The sequence below is a fragment of the Acinetobacter lwoffii genome (assembly GCF_024129685.1).
Classification (GTDB): domain Bacteria; phylum Pseudomonadota; class Gammaproteobacteria; order Pseudomonadales; family Moraxellaceae; genus Acinetobacter; species Acinetobacter lwoffii_X.
In genome coordinates, this window is the sequence record NZ_JAMXXL010000016.1 from 14,771 (window position 1) to 34,925 (window position 20,155).

General features: G+C 45.1%; 16 protein-coding genes and 1 tRNA gene. 10 read left to right on the top strand and 7 right to left on the bottom strand.

The features are described from left to right. Window positions 1–8: 8 nt before the first annotated feature. A complete protein-coding gene (locus NI464_RS09105; RefSeq protein ID WP_253138202.1) occupies window positions 9–1,046 on the bottom strand; it encodes a helix-turn-helix transcriptional regulator in 1,038 nt (345 codons plus the stop codon). Window positions 1,047–1,188: 142 nt separating this feature from the next. Here NI464_RS09105 and NI464_RS09110 point away from each other — a divergent pair, with 142 nt between their 5' ends. Beyond that, a complete protein-coding gene (locus NI464_RS09110) occupies window positions 1,189–2,067 on the top strand; it encodes a metal-dependent hydrolase (RefSeq protein ID WP_253138203.1) in 879 nt (292 codons plus the stop codon). Between the two features lie 399 nt (window positions 2,068–2,466). On the opposite strand, the gene NI464_RS09115 is transcribed toward NI464_RS09110, so the two are convergent. Both NI464_RS09115 and NI464_RS09120 read right to left on the bottom strand, forming a co-directional pair. After that, window positions 2,467–3,459, bottom strand: a complete 993-nt coding sequence (locus NI464_RS09115; protein WP_253138204.1) for a DUF2804 domain-containing protein — start codon at window positions 3,457–3,459, stop codon at window positions 2,467–2,469. A gap of 137 nt (window positions 3,460–3,596) precedes the next feature. After that, entirely contained in the window at window positions 3,597–4,106 is a 510-nt protein-coding gene (locus NI464_RS09120) for a DUF1543 domain-containing protein (protein WP_253138205.1), read from the bottom strand. Between the two features lie 483 nt (window positions 4,107–4,589). Here NI464_RS09120 and NI464_RS09125 point away from each other — a divergent pair, with 483 nt between their 5' ends. Then, complete coding sequence (locus NI464_RS09125) at window positions 4,590–6,821, top strand: NADP-dependent isocitrate dehydrogenase (RefSeq protein WP_253138206.1); 2,232 nt, start codon at window positions 4,590–4,592, stop codon at window positions 6,819–6,821. 260 nt (window positions 6,822–7,081) lie between these two features. Here NI464_RS09125 and NI464_RS09130 read toward each other — a convergent pair. Then, window positions 7,082–7,168: transfer RNA gene (locus NI464_RS09130), tRNA-Leu, on the bottom strand. Window positions 7,169–7,335: 167 nt separating this feature from the next. Here NI464_RS09130 and queA point away from each other — a divergent pair. From queA to secF, 8 genes are all read left to right on the top strand, one after another. Then, window positions 7,336–8,370 carry a tRNA preQ1(34) S-adenosylmethionine ribosyltransferase-isomerase QueA gene (queA, locus tag NI464_RS09135; protein WP_005106092.1) on the top strand — a complete coding sequence of 345 codons (1,035 nt, stop codon included), beginning with the start codon at window positions 7,336–7,338 and terminating at the stop codon, window positions 8,368–8,370. A 16-nt stretch (window positions 8,371–8,386) separates the two neighbouring features. Next, window positions 8,387–9,415: a hypothetical protein gene (locus NI464_RS09140; protein WP_005106091.1), complete on the top strand. Its 1,029-nt coding sequence runs from the start codon at window positions 8,387–8,389 to the stop codon at window positions 9,413–9,415. Between the two features lie 49 nt (window positions 9,416–9,464). Next, complete coding sequence (locus NI464_RS09145; protein ID WP_253138207.1) at window positions 9,465–10,034, top strand: LemA family protein; 570 nt, start codon at window positions 9,465–9,467, stop codon at window positions 10,032–10,034. Window positions 10,035–10,147: 113 nt separating this feature from the next. Continuing rightward, window positions 10,148–10,990, top strand: a complete 843-nt coding sequence (locus tag NI464_RS09150; RefSeq protein ID WP_253138208.1) for a DUF4303 domain-containing protein — start codon at window positions 10,148–10,150, stop codon at window positions 10,988–10,990. Between the two features lie 130 nt (window positions 10,991–11,120). Beyond that, window positions 11,121–12,251, top strand: a complete 1,131-nt coding sequence (gene tgt / locus NI464_RS09155; RefSeq protein ID WP_005252828.1) for a tRNA guanosine(34) transglycosylase Tgt — start codon at window positions 11,121–11,123, stop codon at window positions 12,249–12,251. A gap of 100 nt (window positions 12,252–12,351) precedes the next feature. Continuing rightward, the gene (gene yajC / locus NI464_RS09160; protein WP_004645158.1) at window positions 12,352–12,681 is read left to right on the top strand and encodes a preprotein translocase subunit YajC; all 330 of its coding nucleotides are present in this window, start codon (window positions 12,352–12,354) and stop codon (window positions 12,679–12,681) included. Window positions 12,682–12,732: 51 nt separating this feature from the next. Then, window positions 12,733–14,631 (top strand): protein translocase subunit SecD, encoded by a 1,899-nt coding sequence (secD, locus tag NI464_RS09165; RefSeq protein ID WP_253138209.1) that lies wholly within the window; start codon window positions 12,733–12,735, stop codon window positions 14,629–14,631. An 8-nt stretch (window positions 14,632–14,639) separates the two neighbouring features. Further along, a complete protein-coding gene (gene secF / locus NI464_RS09170) occupies window positions 14,640–15,614 on the top strand; it encodes a protein translocase subunit SecF (protein ID WP_171066787.1) in 975 nt (324 codons plus the stop codon). A gap of 24 nt (window positions 15,615–15,638) precedes the next feature. Here the strand turns inward: secF and NI464_RS09175 are convergent, their stop codons facing one another. The 3 genes from NI464_RS09175 to rlmD form a co-directional block, all read right to left on the bottom strand. Next, complete coding sequence (locus NI464_RS09175; protein ID WP_247144099.1) at window positions 15,639–16,322, bottom strand: hypothetical protein; 684 nt, start codon at window positions 16,320–16,322, stop codon at window positions 15,639–15,641. Window positions 16,323–16,422: 100 nt separating this feature from the next. Beyond that, window positions 16,423–18,732 carry a RelA/SpoT family protein gene (locus NI464_RS09180; RefSeq protein ID WP_044110572.1) on the bottom strand — a complete coding sequence of 770 codons (2,310 nt, stop codon included), beginning with the start codon at window positions 18,730–18,732 and terminating at the stop codon, window positions 16,423–16,425. A 32-nt stretch (window positions 18,733–18,764) separates the two neighbouring features. After that, window positions 18,765–20,153, bottom strand: a complete 1,389-nt coding sequence (rlmD, locus tag NI464_RS09185) for a 23S rRNA (uracil(1939)-C(5))-methyltransferase RlmD (RefSeq protein WP_004281651.1) — start codon at window positions 20,151–20,153, stop codon at window positions 18,765–18,767. Window positions 20,154–20,155 lie beyond the last annotated feature (2 nt).

Below are 20,155 nucleotides of genomic sequence, written 5' to 3' on the forward strand. Positions count from 1 at the left end.
CGCTTTTTTTAGCTGCGCTGTTTGTGTAACTGCTTTCTGCGCTCTAATAATGTCTGTCCGGTGGCTGCCTTGTAGGCCCGTGCCAATGCCGACTGGTCAGAATAATCCAGCTGCTCGGCGATTTCGGTCAGACCTAATCCCTTCTGCAACAACAGCTCGCAACGTTTGATCCGCTGCTGTTCCAGCAGTTTTTTAAATGAAGTGCCATGGGTACTAAATAAGCGTTGCAAACTCCGTGTCGACATCAATAACTGCTGAGCAAGTTGTTCAACTTTAATCGCCTGATGCTGGGTTCGCAGCTGTTCAGCAATCATTTGCTGCGCCTGTTCCAAATGATTCTCAAGGGGCGGCTTGGCGGCAATCGCCTGTTCTGCCTGATGCACCAGCAACTGCAACAGCATCGGATCTGCCTGCTCAGACCGATGTGCCAGTCCTTGTAGATCCAGTTCTATGCCATAGTAGGCTTGGGAAAATATCACCTCGCTGGCGAAAAACTTTTGATAATGTATTTTCGCCATGTCAGGCACATGGGCAAAACGTACACAATGCAGTAACAGTTGATGATCCTGCAAAATGACGCGTCCCAATTGCACCATCGCGGCCATGGTCAGCTCATTGAGCAGATTATATTTTTCATCCAGATAGGCCCAAAATAATTCAAGACTGTGTTCACGCTGCTTCAATTGCAAAGGTACAAACTCACTGCCATCAATCACCAGTCGTTGAAAGCGAATGATATGCCGGATCATTTCCGCAACGCTGCTGCTTCGCGAAGCCATATAGCCGAGCACGCCAAAATGTTCTGGACGAATAACCTGCACGATCTCGAAAATTAGTTGTGGACAGTTTAAATGTTGCCGGGTTCTTAACAGAAGCTGATTTAATAATTCCAGCGGCACTTGCGTGGCAAAAGGCTGATCAATCAGGGGGACAAGCGCTTCATGTACATCTTGCAGAAAGTCAGCTTCCAAAGGCTCAATTTGCAGACTGCGCAGATAAGTCGCCCAAAGCTGAATATAACCATTGGATATTTTAATTTCTTGCATGCGCGCTTCCCGCTGCCTGCTTTAGTCTAAGCAGTTTTATTTTCATTTGGCATAAAATGTATAAAAATTGGCAAGCACTGTCAAAACAATTACGGCATTCCCCGACATACTGTCAGCATCGTCATAAAAAAGAACGTACAAGATGAATGCAGTATTAAAATCTTTGATAAAGCCCGTGGTCCGGACCCAGCTTGATTTTAAACTGGATGAAATTCCGCGCTACTGGTTTGGCGGTGATCCCTTTCTGACCCGCATGTTCGATGCCCTGAGCCTGACATTTCCTGATGGTGAGCGCTATTTTATTCAGAGTGTACGCCTGTTCCGCGAGCAAATCACAGACCCGGAACTACAGCAGCGTGTTGCAGATTTTATTCGTCAGGAAGCACAGCATGGCATTGCCCATGAAAAAATGAATCAGCTGATGCGCGAGCAAGGCATGCCCGTAGATCAGTTCATCCAGCGCCTCAATTACATGATGAATTACGACTTGAAAAACCGCTCACCTGAATACAATATTGCGGTGACTGCTGCTGCAGAGCATTTGACTGCGCTCATGGCCGAGACTTTTTTTGGACAGAAAGATACGTTAAGAGATGCCCATCCTTTTGTTCGTGCCATGTTTGCCTGGCATGCCATTGAAGAAATGGAACATCGTGATGTGGCTTTTGACGTGATGAAAGATGTGGCACAAACTCCAGAACTTCTGCGAAAATATAGCTTGGTGATTACTACCCTGCTCATGTTCAGCTTTACCATATACCGCGCCAACATCATGCTTAAACATGATGGATTCACACCATTACAACGTTTGCAAATGAATTTAAAAGGACTGCCCTGGTTTTTTGGCCGTAACGGGAAATTAACCCGTATGGGTACACAATATCGGGACTGGTTTAAACAAGACTTCCATCCTTCCCAGCATCCGGTAATTGCCCAATATGATGTCTGGGTAAAAACTCTAGCCGAAACCAATGATCCTATTCAGGCCGGTGAAGCTTTCTGGCAGGCAGCCAAAGATTAAGCTCAAGTCAAAAAGCCTTTAATGTTGATAGTGCCCGTCAGTTAAGCAATTGATTGGAATTTTATTTTTTAAATTCAGTATTATATTTGATAGATGGAAAAGTCATCCGCAACTATTTGAGGCAGGACTACATTAAAAAATGATTATTTCTGCGACAAATTTACTAGTGGATGGTGGCTGACAAGTTTTGCGGTGAGGAGTATTACTCCGCAAGATGCCTTCCTTGCGAAGCTCCGCTTCTCATTTGGGCGAAACCAAAGTAACAAATGATTCATTAATATCTGATTTAAAACGTAAGAATCCATCGTGAACTACTAAAAAGTTAAAGAGCCTATTTCTAAATTCTTTAACTGATCAGCATTATTCAATGTTGAAGGCTTTTAAATGACTCAATCTGATTTACCACTTGGCATAATGCTGCTCAAGCAAGGCATATTCATTCAGTAAAATAATTTCCTGATCATCCTGCTGAATCGTTCCTGAAACCTTGGCCTGCCACTGACTAAACTGGCTGCCCACCAGACGCAGGTTCAGATTTTCATAACGGCGCCAGCCTGTACTCACTATCAGATTCAATTTTTCATCCAGTGACTGAATCGTCCATTGGTTTTCAGATTCCTGCTGGAACAGTACATCGGTCAATGGATAAATCTTTCCATTGATCCACAGACAGTTTTCATTGCCAAAGCTTTCATTCACGCCTGAGGCCAGATTAATGCCGATCCGGTTCTGGTTCACATCCCAGAAATTACAGGACAGCCAGAACCAAGCCGTTTCCGGGCGTAAAAAGCCACACGTATCATCTAATGAGGCAAAGCTGCGTTCATTAAACTGGATGGTTTCACCTTGCTTGTTAATGAAAAAACCTTCACAGCCCAAGGTGGTTAATTTCTGGGTATAGGTCCAGCCGTTGATGCCGGTCGGACTGCACATACTCAGTGGATCAGTTCCGGCACAAAAAATTCGCGCACTGAGTTTAATCTCGCCATATTTGCTGACATTGATATAACGCACGCCGTTGGCATGCTGGATATCGATCTGAAAAGGTGAATTATGGAAATAACTATGATTAAACAGTGGCTGTTCATCCAGCACAGTGTTGCGTGACAGGAAATTAATCGCATTCCATTCCAGCACTTCATTGGTCATATGGTTATAGACATAGACAAAACCATGCCCTGCCCATGCGATATCGGCAATCGCCAGTCCAATCGTATAATGCTCGTGCTGAATACTACAGAATTTGAATTTTTTATATTTTAGATGCTTACGCCAGCCTGACAGCACATGACCATAAGGATTCTTGTATTGATATGCCTGATAGTCAATACTTTTTGGAAGCTCCTTGAAACGTCCATAACGCGGTTGTCCATTTGCCTGAATTAAATCCATTTAAGACATTCCATCTCAGTCAAAACTGTTTTTCCTTGGCAGTATTATGCCAATTATTAAATTTTGATAAAGAGATTTTTTAAACCGCTTATCGAATCATCAAGCCAGCCGCAGGTTTAATTCAATCACAAACAGCGTTAAATCGTGAGATAAGTATTTTCCCAGCGATTGCCACTAAAACTGCCCTCCAGCAGTTGTACATAACGACCATAAACCTGGTCAATGGCAATACAGTCATCCACATCCAGCACACGGTCGGTATGCTGTTTTTGCCAGTGCCGGGCGAAGTAAACTTTACCACGCTGTTTGGCCACCATAGCATTCTGCGCAACCACCAGCACATAACGATGCAACTCGCCAAACTCACGTGGATCATAACCACCCAGATTAATCAGCCAAAGTTTTTCATCGGATTGCTGTGGCTGTGCATCAGTAAATTGCAGCGTATAGGACTTGCCCTCGAACTCTAGCCCGTTGATTTGCGCCCAGGCATCAATATGCAAACCTTTCTGTTCCGCAAACCAGGCATTTTTTAATTGCGGATAGGTATCTTCCAGACTCTCTCCTATTGCCAAAACTACATCATGAACTTCTGTATTGGCACGGGCATGACGACCACCGAGCATCACAATAAACAAGCTGGGCATTACATTTCCTTGTTAACGTCAATCTTTAAGATCATTTCATTGATGCTTGCCAGTATAGCGCAAAGCTATTCCATGATGATGTAGCCATCTGCCAAGGACAAATTTGCATCATCAGCCTGACTGAATTTGCGCAAACAGCATCCAGTCACTCGGTATCCATCTCCATATCGAGGATCAGTTTAAGCCTGTGTCAGGATCAAAAAACCATTTTCAGTGAATACAATTGGCTAGCGAATCATTTCCGATCATTTTCATCAGGATTTACAGCGATAGAGGATTATTTTTTTGTACAAAATACAAACACGACTAAACCGCACAAATCTGTACAAATTTTCGCCCAAATTTCAATCTAAAGGCATATTTCGTTGACTGAAATGCGCTGAAAGACGATACTCTCAATGTTTTTATTTAAGCAAATCGGTTCAAAGAGGCTGGGCCAAAAGTTCGGTCCTCAGAAACTCAATCCAACGCAAGGGGCTATATATGGCTGGTGGAAAGTCAACTATCATTTACACACTGACCGACGAGGCGCCATTACTGGCGACTTATTCTCTGCTGCCGATCATTGAGACCTTTACTAAGCCAGCTGGCGTTGAGATCGTCAAAAGTGACATCTCTGTAGCTGTGCGCGTGCTCTCCGAATTTACAGATTACCTAAGCGAAGAGCAAAAGGTGCCTGACACTCTAGCTGAGCTAGGTCGTCTTACACAAGATCCAGACACGAACATTATCAAACTCCCAAATATCAGTGCTTCTGTTGGCCAGCTAACAGCGTGTATCAAGGAACTTCAGTCTAAAGGCTATGCAATCCCTGACTATCCTGAAAACCCGACCACTGAAGAAGAAAAAGCAATCAAGGCACGTTATAGCAAATGTCTTGGTTCAGCAGTAAACCCTGTTCTACGTGAAGGTAACTCAGACCGTCGTGCACCTGCTGCCGTTAAAAACTACGTGAAAAAACACCCGCACTCTATGAGCGAGTGGAAACAGTGGTCGCAAACTCACGTTTCACACATGGACGAAGGTGACTTCTACCACGGCGAAAAGTCGATGACTTTAGACCGCGCACGTGATGTGAAAATGGAATTGATCACCAAGTCTGGTGAAGCGATTGTTCTTAAGCCAAAAGTTGCGCTTCTGGACGGCGAAATCATCGATTCAATGTTCATGAGCAAGAAAGCACTTTGCGACTTCTACGAGAAAGAACTTGAAGACTGTCGTGAAGCAGGCATCCTGTTCTCTTTACACGTTAAAGCAACCATGATGAAGGTGTCTCACCCAATCGTATTTGGTCACTGTGTAAGAATCTACTACAAAGAAGCATTCGAAAAACATGGCAAGCTTTTTGATGAGCTTGGCATTAATGTCAATAACGGTATGGCGGGTCTTTACGAAAAGCTTGAAACTTTACCAACCTCTGTACGTGAAGAAATCATTGCTGATTTACATGCTTGTCAAGAACACCGTCCAGCTTTAGCGATGGTTGATTCTGCAAAAGGCATCACTAACTTCCATTCACCAAACGACGTGATTGTAGATGCTTCTATGCCTGCAATGATTCGTGGTGGCGGTAAAATGTGGGGCGCTGACGGCAAGCCTTACGACTGTAAAGCAGTCATGCCTGAATCAACTTTCGCACGTATTTACCAGGAAATGATCAATTTCTGTAAATGGAATGGCAACTTCGATCCAAAAACCATGGGTACTGTACCTAACGTGGGTTTGATGGCGCAAAAAGCGGAAGAATACGGTTCACATGACAAGACTTTCGAAATTCCTGAAGCAGGTGTTGCGAACATCACTGACCTAGAAACAGGTGAAGTGTTAATGTCTCAAAATGTGGAAGAAGGCGATATCTGGCGTATGTGTCAGGTGAAAGATGCACCGATCCGCGACTGGGTGAAACTTGCTGTGACTCGTGCACGCAACTCTGGCATGCCAGCAATCTTCTGGCTTGACCCGTACCGTCCACACGAAAACGAACTGATCAAGAAAGTTGAAAAATACCTGAAGGATCATGACACCACTGGTCTTGATATCCAGATCATGTCACAAGTACGTGCAATGCGTTATACGCTTGAACGTGTGGCTCGCGGTCTAGATACTATTTCGGTAACAGGTAACATCCTGCGTGACTACCTGACTGACTTGTTCCCGATCATGGAATTGGGTACATCTGCGAAAATGTTGTCAATCGTGCCATTAATGGCAGGTGGCGGCATGTACGAAACAGGCGCAGGCGGTTCTGCTCCTAAGCACGTACAGCAGTTAGTTGAAGAAAACCACTTACGTTGGGATTCACTGGGTGAATTCATGGCGTTGGCGGTGTCTTTAGAAGAAATGGGTATTAAAGAAGGCAATGACGACATCAAGTTACTTGCTAAAACTTTAGACCAAGCGACTGGCAAATTGCTGGATAACGACAAGTCTCCTTCTCGTCGTACTGGCGAATTGGACAACCGTGGTAGCCATTTCTACCTGGCGAAATTCTGGGCTGAAGCTTTGGCTGCTCAAGACGAAAATGCTGAATTGAAAGCGAAATTTGCACCACTTGCAAAAACTTTAGCTGAAAATGAAGAGAAAATCGTTGCTGAGCTTACAGAAGTTCAAGGCAAATCAGTAGACATCGGCGGTTACTACGCAGTTGATCAAGAGAAAGTAAATGCAGTGATGCGTCCAAGTGCAACGTTGAATGCTGCTCTTGCTTCTATGTAATGAGTTAAAAAATCGATTTAACCTTAGGTTAAATTGATTAAAAAAACCGGCACTGACGTGCTGGTTTTTTTATGTCCAATTCATGCAGCGCAATCACTGAAGCAATCCATTTTTTAAGCAGTTCTATGCAGTGTTATTTTCACAAGCTATCTTTTAAATCAAGAAGATAATTTTGAAGAGCAGATAAAAAGAAACAGGTTATTATTTTTCAGACAATAAAAAACCCCAAGACTGAATGTGCTTGGGGTTTTTTAGAATTTTGGTCCCGAGGGTCGGACTCGAACCGACACGTCATCTCTGACAGCGGATTTTGAGTCCGCCGCGTCTACCAATTTCACCACCTCGGGAGTGGATGAAAGGTATAATACGCGATTTCTCAGCACTGTCAACGCAGAATATTTTCATTTGTTTATTTTTAAAACAAATCGCATTTTTTCGTTTTAAAATCGAGCAATTCCCGCCATAAAAAAGAAAAAAGTTTATACTAGCCGCAGTTTTTTTAGCGTAAATCATCATGCAACTTTCTGATTTTAATTTTGATCTTCCCGATGAGCTGATTGCTCGCTACCCACTGGAAACACGCAGTGCCTCTCGCCTGTTGCACCTCGATGCCCAAGGTCAATATCATGACCATCAATTTACCGATATTCTGGATTTACTTGAAGACGGCGACTTGTTGGTATTAAACGACACCAAAGTCATGAAGGCCCGTTTAAAAGGTAAACGTGCTTCAGGCGGTGCGGTAGAAGTGCTGGTTGAGCGTATGCAAGATCGCTTTATTGCCTATTGTCATATTAAGGCCAGCAACACTCCGAAAGCCGGTGCAGAACTTTTTATTGGCCCGGATGCAGTGAAAGTGACCGTACAAGGCCGTCATGAAAATCTGTTTATTGTAGAATTTTCACAACCAATTCTCGATGTGCTGGATCAATACGGCGCCTTGCCGATTCCGCCTTATTTCAACCGTGAAGCGGAAGAGATTGATACTGAACGTTATCAAACCGTGTTTAATGACCCAACCAAACTGGCCAGCGTTGCAGCACCTACTGCCAGCCTGCATTTTGATGCCGATCTGTTGGCAAAATTGGAAGCCAAAGGGATTCAAAAAACTTTTGTGACCCTACATGTTGGTGCAGGTACTTTCCTGCCAGTGCGTACCGATGATATTCAAAATCACATCATGCACAGCGAATGGTGCGACGTCCCTGAAACTGCGGTCGAGATGATTCGTCAGACTAAAGCCCGCGGTAATAAAGTCATTTCTGTAGGCACGACTGCCACCCGTGCAGTCGAAAGTGCAGCACAAGCACATAACGGTGAACTGGCAGCCTGGACAGGTGATACCCAGATTTTCATCTATCCGGGTTATCAGTTTAAAGTGGTCGATCGTTTGATCACTAACTTCCATTTACCAGAATCGACCCTGTTAATGCTTGTGTCTGCCTTGTCCAATCGTGACAATATTCTCAATGCTTATAAGCATGCAGTAGACAGCCAGTATCGCTTCTTCAGTTATGGCGATGCCATGCTGATTGATCAGGCGAAATAAGCGAGAACCATTGCCCATGCCGATCGAGTCTGTACAACAGTCCATTCATATTCGCCGCAAGAAAAATGCAGTGGTGTTTCAAAATATCGCTCGGCTTTGGGATCTGGGTCAACAGGCCAAAACGCATCAGCAATTGCTGGATGGGCTGCATCCCTGGAATGGCCCGATTACGCTCAAGTTTGAAAATAACCTGCCGCTTGCGCTTGCCGGAATTGGGCTTTTTCTGATTGGCAGCATTTTTATTGCGCCGGGAAATATCTGGATTCAGGGCAGTGTTTTTCTCGGCTGTCTCTGTATCTTCTGGGCCTATATTTGCTATGAACAGCAGCAGCCCTTAGAGGAAGTCATTGCTTTTCTGGAAGAACAGGCACTGGCCAAAAAATATCAGCTTGCCTTTCAAAAACAGCCACTGCATATTTCCATGCCACTCAATCCCCTGCACTTTATCCGGCATTTAAAACAATTATTTCCAGTATTCAATCAAGGTTCGTTGAGTAATGAGATTCAGCGTTATGCCAGCACGGTCTGGGAAGATGAAAATGGCCAGCAACATCAGGTGCTACTGTTCCAATACCACTATATTGATGAAGTACAGGCCCGAAATAAGGAAGGTCAGCCAGTCAAACTGATGCAGGTCCATAAAGACCTGTGGGGCGTATTTGTGTTTGATATCCAGATTCAGGGACTGGCCGTTACGACTTCCAGAAAGAAATTTTATTATCCTTATAGCCATCCCTGGCACAGCAGCGATATTCGCACCAACCAGAGATTAAGCTTTTATGGCAGTGATCCGCTGCAAACTGCCAAATTACTCAGTCCGGGTTTTGTGCTGCGACTGGCCGACTTTTTTGAACAGCGTCAGGGTGATTTACTGTTTCACCCAGAAAATAAGATGCTGTGCTATCTAGGGCCCCATGATTTATTTCAGGTATCGAGCAAGCAGCAGAATATTAGCGATATTTCCACATTGCGCGGCCACCTGAGAACGTTTAAATTAAAACAGCTCGAAAACTTACAACATGATCTGCTGCAGTTTTTAAAATAAATTTTTCGCATCATTTTTAAAATATAGATATAGCTTGGGGAGATCTCGGATGGGATTTTTGATTTTATGTTTGATCATTGTGGCACTGATTGTCGCGATTATCATGATCCGCAACAGTATTGTCCGTCATCACAACGCCACGATTCGCGCCTGGTCGGATGTCGCCAGTTATGAACGGCAAAAACTGAAAATTCTGGACGGGCTGCAACCGCTAGTCGAGCAATACTCGAGTTTCGAAAAAGGCACGCTAGAAAAAGTCACCGAACTGCGTCAGAACATCATGAATCTGAATATTAAGGATGCTGATATTGGACAGTTACAACGCATTGAAAGTCTGAACAAACAGTTAATGCATAGCCTGAATGTGGTGATTGAAAATTATCCGGAACTGAAAGCCAATGACATCTATCTGAAAATGATGGCTGAAATTGAAGAACAGAATGAAAATGTCGGTGCTGCGATTACCATTTATAATCGCAATGTCGAGCTGTTTAATAACCAGATCCAGATTTTTCCGCACAACATCATTAACAATATGTTGCTCAGAAAAAAAGTGGTACGTCCATTCCGTGATCAAAGCGTGACTCAGAATTTTGATTACCGTCCGAACTTTTACTGAGTGAACAGCAAGATCTGATAAAATTTTGCATCCTTGGCACATCACCTTATTATAAAAATAGCCAAGGGTGCGGCTGTACCTGTCTAAAACTTATAAAATAAAGAATAAAAATTATGCTGGATTATTTAGAGCGCTTGCAACAGACGCTGGTCGAGGAATTTTATCGGTTATACGACCATTATCAGGATGATCAAATCTATGCCTGTAGTCTGGTCTTTGACGAATTTTTACTGCTGGATGATCTGGCGATCTCGACTGAACGCAGTATTTTTAAAGATCCGGAAGATCCACAGCAATATCTGGCTGAACAGGATCGCTGGAATATCGGGAAATGGCGTTATCGAGCACATGCTTCGCTCGACTCAGGACTTATCCCCTTTAAAACCTTGTTGGCCGATTATTTTAAAACCCAGCACAGCTTTGGCCATCCGGTATTGGCACAGCAAAAACAGCTGCACGCGACGCATCTGGATTTATTGCTGGATAGTTTTAAACAAGCCAAACAGCGCCTTTCTGAAAGCTATGGTTTGGATCTGGATGGCATCCTGTTTTTCATGAGCCTGCCGACCCAAGTCGAATTTGAATGTCAATCTGCGCAGACACTTAATCCTGAGCATATTCATTTACAGGAATTTCTGGCATCCAGACAAACTACTCATTTACCTGCCATGCAGAAACGTTTGAAACTCTCGCAAAACGACAAGGATATTCTGATTGATCTGGAGCAGATGCTGGTGATGGAACCTTATGATTATCTGCAAGTAGCACAAGATGCCTATTTGCTGACCTTGGAATCCTACTTTGTCGATAGCAATATTTATATCCAGAAACTGATCCAGCATATCGCTGCAATGGCCTCTGAGCCGGATGGCAGCTGCGCCCTTAGCCGGGAAGATATCCAGCAGCGCTTGCAGCAGTTTTCTGCCCATCCGCCAATATCTCCGGATGTTCTCTAGCTTCAGCGATAAATAAAATTACAGAGCGAATGCTCTACAATGCTGGCGTTTAGTGTAAGAATCAAGGAAAATAGCGCCCTTTAGCTATAACAATCAGCGAACTGTTTTTTCGCCTTGATGTGGAACTCCTATGAAGTTTGAAAAATTAGGTCAGTCGGGCCGTGCCCGTCGTGGTCGTTTAACGCTTGAACATGGTGTGGTGGAAACCCCGATGTTCATGCCTGTGGGTACGTATGGTACGGTCAAGGGCCTGTTGCCACGCGACATTAAAGAGATCAAATCTCAAGTCATTCTGGGCAATACTTTCCATTTGTATCTACGTCCAGGACTGGATGTAATTCGTGAACATGGCGGCCTGCACGGATTTATGAAATGGAATAGTCCCATTTTGACCGATTCAGGCGGCTTCCAGGTCTTCAGTCTGGGCGCAATGCGTAAAATTAAAGAAGAAGGTGTGACCTTCCGCTCGCCGATTGATGGTTCAAAAGTATTTTTATCTCCTGAAATTTCAATGGATATTCAGCATACGCTGAATTCTGACATTGTAATGATTTTTGATGAATGTACCCCGTACCCTGCGACGCATGAAGAAGCACAAAAATCTTTGCAACTTTCTCTACGCTGGGCCAAACGCTGTAAAACCCAGCATCATGACGTGCTGAAAAACCGTAATGCGCTGTTCGGCATTATTCAAGGCGGCATGTATGAAGATTTACGTGATGAATCTTTAAAAGGCCTGCTTGAAATCGACTTTGATGGTTATGCGATTGGCGGCCTGTCCGTGGGCGAACCAAAAGAAGAAATGATCAAGGTTCTGGATTATCTTCCAGAGAAAATGCCTGCAGACAAACCGCGTTATTTGATGGGTGTCGGCAAGCCTGAAGATATTGTGGAAGCGGTACGTCGTGGTGTGGATATGTTTGACTGCGTGATGCCAACCCGAAATGCACGTAACGGTCACTATTTTGTGACAGACGGCTTGGTGCGGATCCGTAATAGTAAATATCGTCATGACCAGAGTCCACTCGATCCGCATTGCGACTGCTATACCTGCCAGAACTTTACCCGTGCCTATTTATTCCATCTTGAGAAATGTGGAGAAATGCTCGGCTCTATGCTCGGTACAATTCATAATCTGCGCTATTACCTGCGTTTGACTGAAGCGATGCGTGATGCATTAGACAACGGTACATTTGACGAATTTGTTCATGACTTTTATGCCCGCCGTGGCCTGGAAGTGCCACCTTGTCCGCAAGATTAATCCATCAGTATTTGCGCTGAGGAAAAAGACAATGTAAATTGCAAGAATATGTCAATTTATTATCGAGTTGATCACCAGTTTTTTATTTTAGGAAAATGTAATGAGCCTTTTTATTTCGACTGCTCACGCTGCAGGTGAAGCTGCACAACAACCAAGCATGATGGCGAACCTTTTGATGATTGCTGTTTTTATTGCAATCTTCTATTTCTTGATCTGGCGTCCTCAATCTAAACGTGCCAAAGAACACCGTGCTTTGGTCGACAGCCTTGGCGTTGGCAGTGAAGTGGTATTTGCAGGCGGATTAATGGGCAAAATCACCAAGATTGAAGGTGACTTCGCAGTGGTTGAATTGAGCCGTGGTGTAGAAGTCAAAGTTCAACGTGCAAGTGTGATTTCAGTCCTCCCTGAAGGCACTTTAAATAACCTTTAATCAAAAATAGTCGTGCCCTCGCACGACTTTTTCATTTTAAGAAGAAAACGAATGCGTTACCCAGCATGGAAATATGTACTGATCCTGGTTGTCCTGGTGATCAGTACCTTATATGCCCTGCCAAGTTTGTATCCAGATGAACCTGCTGTACAGATTTCGGGTGCCAAAGCCGGTACTCAAATTGATGCAAGCATCGTACAAAAAGCAGAGCAAATTTTAAAAACTGAAAATCTTGCCACCCATGACAATAGCTTTGGCAACAATGCAGCTTTATTACGTGTAGATTCAAGTGAATCGCAGCTTAAAGCTAAAGAGGCTTTACGTCGTGGTTTAGGTGATGATTACGTGGTTGCATTGAACCTTGCCCCGACCACCCCAGAATGGCTGCAAAAAATTGGTGCCAAACCAATGAAGCTTGGCCTGGATTTACGTGGTGGTGTTCACTTCTTGCTTGAAGTGGATATGGACAAGGCCATTTCCCAGCGTATGGAAACCTCTGCGACGGATCTACGTCGTCAGTTGCGTGATAACAACCTGAAATTTAATAGCCTGAATTTAAGCAACAACACCATTGTGATGCAGTTTGCCAACAATGATGATCGTTCTGCAACGATGGACTTCTTGCGCCGTAATGGCAATGAGTTTACCCAGCAGGCTGTTGCGACCGAGACCGGTTCGACTTTACGTTTGAACTATACCGATGTGCGTAAGCAAGAAATTGAATCTTATGCTGTCAATCAGAACTTGACCACTTTACGTAACCGTATTAACGAGTTAGGGGTGGCAGAAGCATTGGTTCAAACCCAGGGCAGCAACCGTATTGTGGTTGAGCTTCCTGGTGTACAGGATACCGCTGAAGCGAAACGTGTCCTGGGTCGTACTGCGAACCTGGAATTCCGTTTAGTTTCTGACCAGAATGATCAATACATTGATCCATATACTGGTCAGGCAACGGGTGCATTGCCACCAGGCACAGAAGTATTTGCTTATGAATCATTGGACAGTGGTCGTCAGCTCCTCCTGAACCGTAACCGTATCTTAACCGGTGAACGTGTTCAGAATGCATCCAGTGGCTTTAGCCAGGACACAGGCGGTGCAGAAGTGAACATTACCCTGGACAGCGCAGGCGGTAAGCTGATGGCAGATGCGACCCGTAATGCAGTCGGCAAACGTATGGCCGTCTTGTTCATCGAGAACAAACAGCGCATTAACTATGTTGAAGACCCTGCGACCGGTACGCAAACTGAAGTGCGTACACCGTATACCGAATCTGTGGTCATTAACGCTGCAACCATTCAGGCAGTACTGGGTTCTCAGTTCCGTATTACCGGTCTGGACTCACCGCAAGAAGCTGCTGAACTTGCCTTGATGCTGCGTGCAGGTGCATTGGCTGCGCCAATGTACTTTGTAGAAGAACGTGTGATTGGTCCAAGTCTGGGTCAAGAAAACATCGATAAAGGTGTACTTTCAACTCAGATCGGTTTCCTTCTGGTTGCCATCTGGATGGTGGTATTCTTCCGTCTGTTTGGTGTGATTGCCAACTTTGCCCTGGTCTTTAACCTGGCGATGATTCTGACAGTCATGTCCTGGATTGGTGCTTCCCTTACCCTTCCTGGTATTGCTGGTATCGTCATTACCATTGGTATGGCAGTCGATGCCAACGTACTGATCTGTGAGCGAATACGGGAAGAAATGAAATGGGGGGCTTCGCCGAAACAGGCGATTGTGGCCGGTTATGATCGTGCCTATAACACCATTTTCGACTCGAACTTGACCACATTCCTGGTGGCGTTCATTCTGTTCGCGATTGGTACAGGTCCGATCAAAGGCTTTGCCGTAACCCTGATGATTGGTATTGTCTGCTCGATGTTTACTGCCATTACAGTAACGCGTGCCGTGGTACAGCTCATTTATGGCAAAAAACGTAACTTGAAAAAGTTGAGCATTTAAGGAGATCACTGATGACTGAAAATACTCAACTGAATCAAAAACAGTACGGTCGCCCGGAAGACGAACGCATTATTCCGTTTATGAAGATTGCGATGCCTGCGGCATTGTTTTCAATCCTCTTAACCGTTGCGAGTATCTTCTTTATTGCCACCAAAGGCCTGAACCTCGGTTTAGACTTTACCGGTGGTGTGGCAGCCGAATTAAACTATACCAATCCGGTCAAACCTGAAGATGTATCCAAGGCATTGAACCAGGCAGGCTTTAATGATGCTGTGGTTCAGACTTTAGGTTCTGAACGTGACCTGATGGTGCGTATGCCGGTTCAGGAAGATATCGAAGCTGAAGACCTGACCAAAGCTGTTACAGCCGCAGTTCAACTGCCAAATAATGCGGCAGAAGTACCGAAGGTTGATGTCGTAGGTGGACAGGTCGGTAATGAGCTCTATGTCCGTTCTGGCGGTGCTGTGGCACTTGCGCTCCTGCTGATGCTGGTCTATGTCACCATCCGCTTTGAGGTCAAGCTGGCTATGGGTGCAGTATTGTCACTGTTCCATGATATCGTCGTTACCCTCGGGATTTTTGCGATGATGCAGTGGCCATTTGACCTCACTGTACTTGCGGCACTCCTTGCAATCATCGGTTTCTCACTGAATGATAATATCGTGGTCTCTGACCGTATCCGTGAGAACTTCCGTAAGATTCGTGGTGCAGAACCGGTCGAAATCATTAACATTGCCCTGACTGAAACCCTGCGTCGTACCATTCATACCTCTATGACCTTATTGCTCGTGGTGCTTGCCATGATGCTGATGGGTGGTGATGGTCTGAAATGGTTCTCGATCGCGATGTTTGTTGGTGTCTTTGTCGGGACCTATTCGTCGATCTATATTGGTACAGCCTTTGCCTTGTGGCGTGGTCTAAACCGTCAGGACTTTATTGTTCAGGTGAAGCCAGAATTTGAAGACGAGAACCAGATTCCATAATCTGTTCTGTTTCATGTTCATCGTTCAGCCCGTCTTATGATGGGCTGAATTATTTCTGCTGTTTGAATATGTGGCAGTGGGAATAATCGAAATGACTGGATGGATTTTCTCAATATCGGTTTTTTGAAAAATCACCTGTCGGTGTTCATCCAGGCTTTGGAATTCATAATGATCCTGAGCTTCGCTCACCAACTGCAAAATTAGCTGCAGGCCATTGACCAGATATATACAGAGCATGCATGAAATTGGCAACCCGGCCTGTTTGTCACAAATCAGCCACCAACCTGATTTTAAGCTGGGAAAATAATACGGCCCTGCTACCTGAATCGCATAATGCTGTGCTTGCAGATGAAAAATATCCTGATTGAATGAGAGCGCTGAATCCAGGGAGATAAGTGCAAATGCCTGCTGTTCTATTACCTGCATTTGAAACAGAGTACCTTGCGCTGGAACCGGAGCTAATTCAACTTTTGGTTCAGTCGACTGATCTAGAATGAGCACATCTAGACCCAGTTGTTGTTCCAACTCCCTTGCTGCTTTCTCGCCGATCTGGCGTTTGCTATTCAGCAATTGCGCAATATATGAGGCTGACAAGCCGAAATGTTCACAGATCTCTTTGCCGGTTTTAAATTGCTGCGTCTCGATCAGCAAATCAATCACCTTGGCCAGATTATTTCGTCTACGTTCAAATATTTCGGTCGCGCTCATTTTGGTTTGCTGGTCTATTTTTTATGCATGTGATTCAAATACCTTACAATAAAAAAGCCCGCAATTGAATTGCAGGCTTTTTAAACTTAGGTAACAGGAATTAAGTACCCTGTACCAGACGACGCGCGCTGATAATTCCCGGTTGCTGCTCAAGACGGGCCAGCAGCTTGGAAAGTTGTGCCAGACCTTTGACTTCAATCAGCAGCTTCATATTGGCAATACCATCCGCTTCCGAAATGGTATTCACCTGACGGATATTGATCTGATCCGAGAAAATCACTTGCGTGAGATCTTTGAGCAAACCGCGTCGATCATAAGCTTCCACCACAATCTGTACGCTCTGACCACGAGTCGGCTGCATTTCCCAATCGGCTTCTACCGCACGCTCAGGCTCTTGGGTGATCATGCGCACATAGTCCGGACAGGCCACCTTATGAATGCTCACTCCACGATTCAGAGTGATATAGCCAGCGATCGATTCACCATGCACCGGTTGGCAACATTGCGCGACATGCAGTTCCACGTTATCTAAACCGTCGATCAGAATCCCGTGCGCTGACAGTGTATGACTGGCACGCGGGTTCAAGGCAGGTTTCAGCACCAGCTCAGGCTCGTCCTGATCCAGATGCATGTGACGGTTCACCTGATTAATCAGGGCATGCAGGCTGATATCACCATTGACCAGATTCACCAGAATGTCATCACCGGTTTTGACATTGAAGTGGTTGCAATAATCACTCAGATCAATCGATTTCGGATGAATTGCCAGACGTGACAATTCTTTGTTCAGTACTTCACGGCCGACTTCCAGGTTCTTGCTACGATCCTGCTGACGGAACCAGTGACGCAGCTTGTCCCGCGCACGGGCAGTCTTGATATAACCTAATGAATTGACCAACCAGTCCCGATTCGGTTCCCGGTCTTTTTTGGTCAAAATCTCGACCTGCTCACCTGTTTTCAGGGTATAAGTGAGTGGCACATAGCGCTGATTCACCCGTGCGGCATAGCACTTGTTCCCGACCTCGGTATGCACATGATAAGCAAAGTCGAGTACGGTCGAATCACGTGGTAGCTCTTTGATATCGCCATCACGACTAAACACATAGATCTTTTCAAAGCCTTCAAAATCTTGAATATGCTCAAAATTCTCTATTTCATCTTCAGATTCTTTATGTGCACTGCTTTCATTACGTTCTTGATAATGCTCAAGTACCGCACGTAAGGAATGCAGACGATGGTTAAAGGAGCGATCTGTGGTTTTCGCGCCTTCTTTATAATTAAAGTGTGAACACACCCCAAGTTCAGCTTCGTCATGCATTGCATGAGTACGAATCTGCACTTCAAGTGACTTATTCTCGGCAATCACCGCAGTATGTAAAGAACGATAACCATTGGCTTTCGGATTGGTAATATAGTCATCAAACTGATGCGGAATGTGGCGCCAGATCTGATGCACAATACCTAAAGTGTGGTAACACTCCGGTACACTTTTCACCAGTACCCGTAGCGCACGAATATCATAGAGCTGGTCAAAGCTCAGGTTCTTGCTTTTCATTTTTCGATAAATCGAATAAATGTGTTTCACCCGGCCATTAATTTCAGCTTCGATACCATGTTCGGCCAATTCATTGCGTAATTTATCAATCACAAACTGAATATACTGTTCACGCTCCAGACGCTTTTCATTCAGTAAGGAAGCAATTTCTTTATAACGTTCCGGCGCAAGATAACGGAACGCCAGATCTTCCAGCTCCCATTTCAGCTGGGCAATGCCCAAGCGGTGTGCCAGTGGCGAGTAAATGGTCAGAATTTCTCGGGCCACCCGTTCCTGACGCTCACGCGAGGAATTGGCCAGTTCACGCAAGGCATAGGTACGTTCGGCCAGCTTGACCAGAACAACCCGTACATCTTCGGTGACCGAGATCAGCATTTTGTAAATGCCAGACAGATGTTCACGCTGGTTATTATTGAAATGATCTTCCAGGCGTTTATTTTTTTCGATCAGCTCAGACAGCTTACCCATGGCAAGCGTACCTTTGACCAGGCTATGCACCTGTTCGCCGAACTGTTCCAATACTTCACTGAGTGGCATGACGCCTTCACGAACAGCACGATACAGCATGGCTGCGGACAAAGTATCTTCATCGACATGCAGATGCGCCAGAATATCCGCCATCTCAATACCGGTATAAAAGGTATTGGAGCGGTGCTGAACCGTACTTTGCAGCTCTCTTTCTAATGTTAAGTGGGCGACTTCTTCGAGCTGCGTTAAAGGTGCGCCATCTAATATGCCACGAACCCGATCCAACCATTCAGTCAGATCCTGGTGTGCTTGTTCGGCATGTTCTACAGTCGTCTCCTGTGACAACTCATTGAGTCGTCCAGGGAGTTGCTCACGTACTGTGACCATACCCGTCTCCTACTTTTAAAAACATCATTTCTTTAATCGTTTATTTGATTTTCTTTTTCGAACAATGCGATTGATTCAACATGTCCAGTATGTGTAAACATATCCATCACGCCCGCTTGGGTGAGACGATAGCCCTGTTGTACCAAGAGTCCTGCATCTCTGGCGAGTGTCGCAGGATTACATGACACATAAACGATTCTTTTAGCTCCAAACTGAGGGATATAATGCATCACTTCTTCTGCCCCGGCACGTGGCGGGTCGATTAATAATGCATCAAAACCTTGATTTGCCCAAGTGTGGTGCGAGAAATCTTTGGTTAAATCTTGTGAATAGAACGATATTTGTGCAATACCATTGTTTTTGGCATTTTCCGCACCACGTCGAACCATTTCATCACTTCCCTCGACCGCAATCACCTGACCCGACGCACCAACACAGCGCGCCAGCGGCAAAGAAAAGTTTCCTAATCCACAAAACAGATCCAGAACCCGTTCACCCTGTTGTAGCTGAAGCAAATCACATGCCAATCGTACCATTTGCGGATTGATGCTTGAATTTACCTGAGTAAAGTCCAGAGGATTAAAGCCGAATTTCACATCAAAGTCATCAAGACCATAGTGTAAGCGTGCAGATGCTTCTGGATCATCTATCCGCGAGAGCGTTTCTTTGCCGGCAGGCTGCAGATACAGTTGCCAGCCTTTCTGTAACGTAAATTCGCGCAATTGGTTGACATCATCGGCAGATAATTTTGCAGTTTCACGCACTAGCAGCGCAATGTCCTGATCCCCCATGGCCAATTCTATATGACCGATGTCAGCCTTACCATTGAGACCTTGCAGCAATTGTTTAAGACCTGTAACCGAGCCAAACTCGCGATCCAAGATCATACAGCGATCAATCGACGTGAGTTTGTTGGACTGATTTTCACGAAAGCCCACCACCAGCTGATCCTTGGAAGGCAGATAACGCACCCCGATTCGCGCTTTACGGCGATAATCTTCACGTTGTGAACGTAAAGGCGGTAGCCATTGATCGGGCTGGATTCCAGCAAAATGCTGAAGATGCGATTTCAGCACATTCTGTTTCAGTTCAATCTGCGCATCCGCAGCGATATGCTGCATATTACAGCCACCGCAAATCCCAAAATGTGGACACACCGGCTTCACGCGAATCTCAGAAGCATCGCTCAACAATTCAAGACTGTCGGCTTCTTCTAGCTTCTTAACTTCGCGGGTAATGCGGGCACGCACGGTTTCACCCGGCAAGGCATAACGGATAAAGACTTTCTTGCCATGTTTATGCTGCGGATGATCCGGATGTGAACCATAATGAGCGATGCCACGTCCCTCATGCGATAGTGACTCAACCTGAAAAATGTACTCGGGTTGCTGGATAGGACGTGCTTGTGCTCGATGTTTCATGA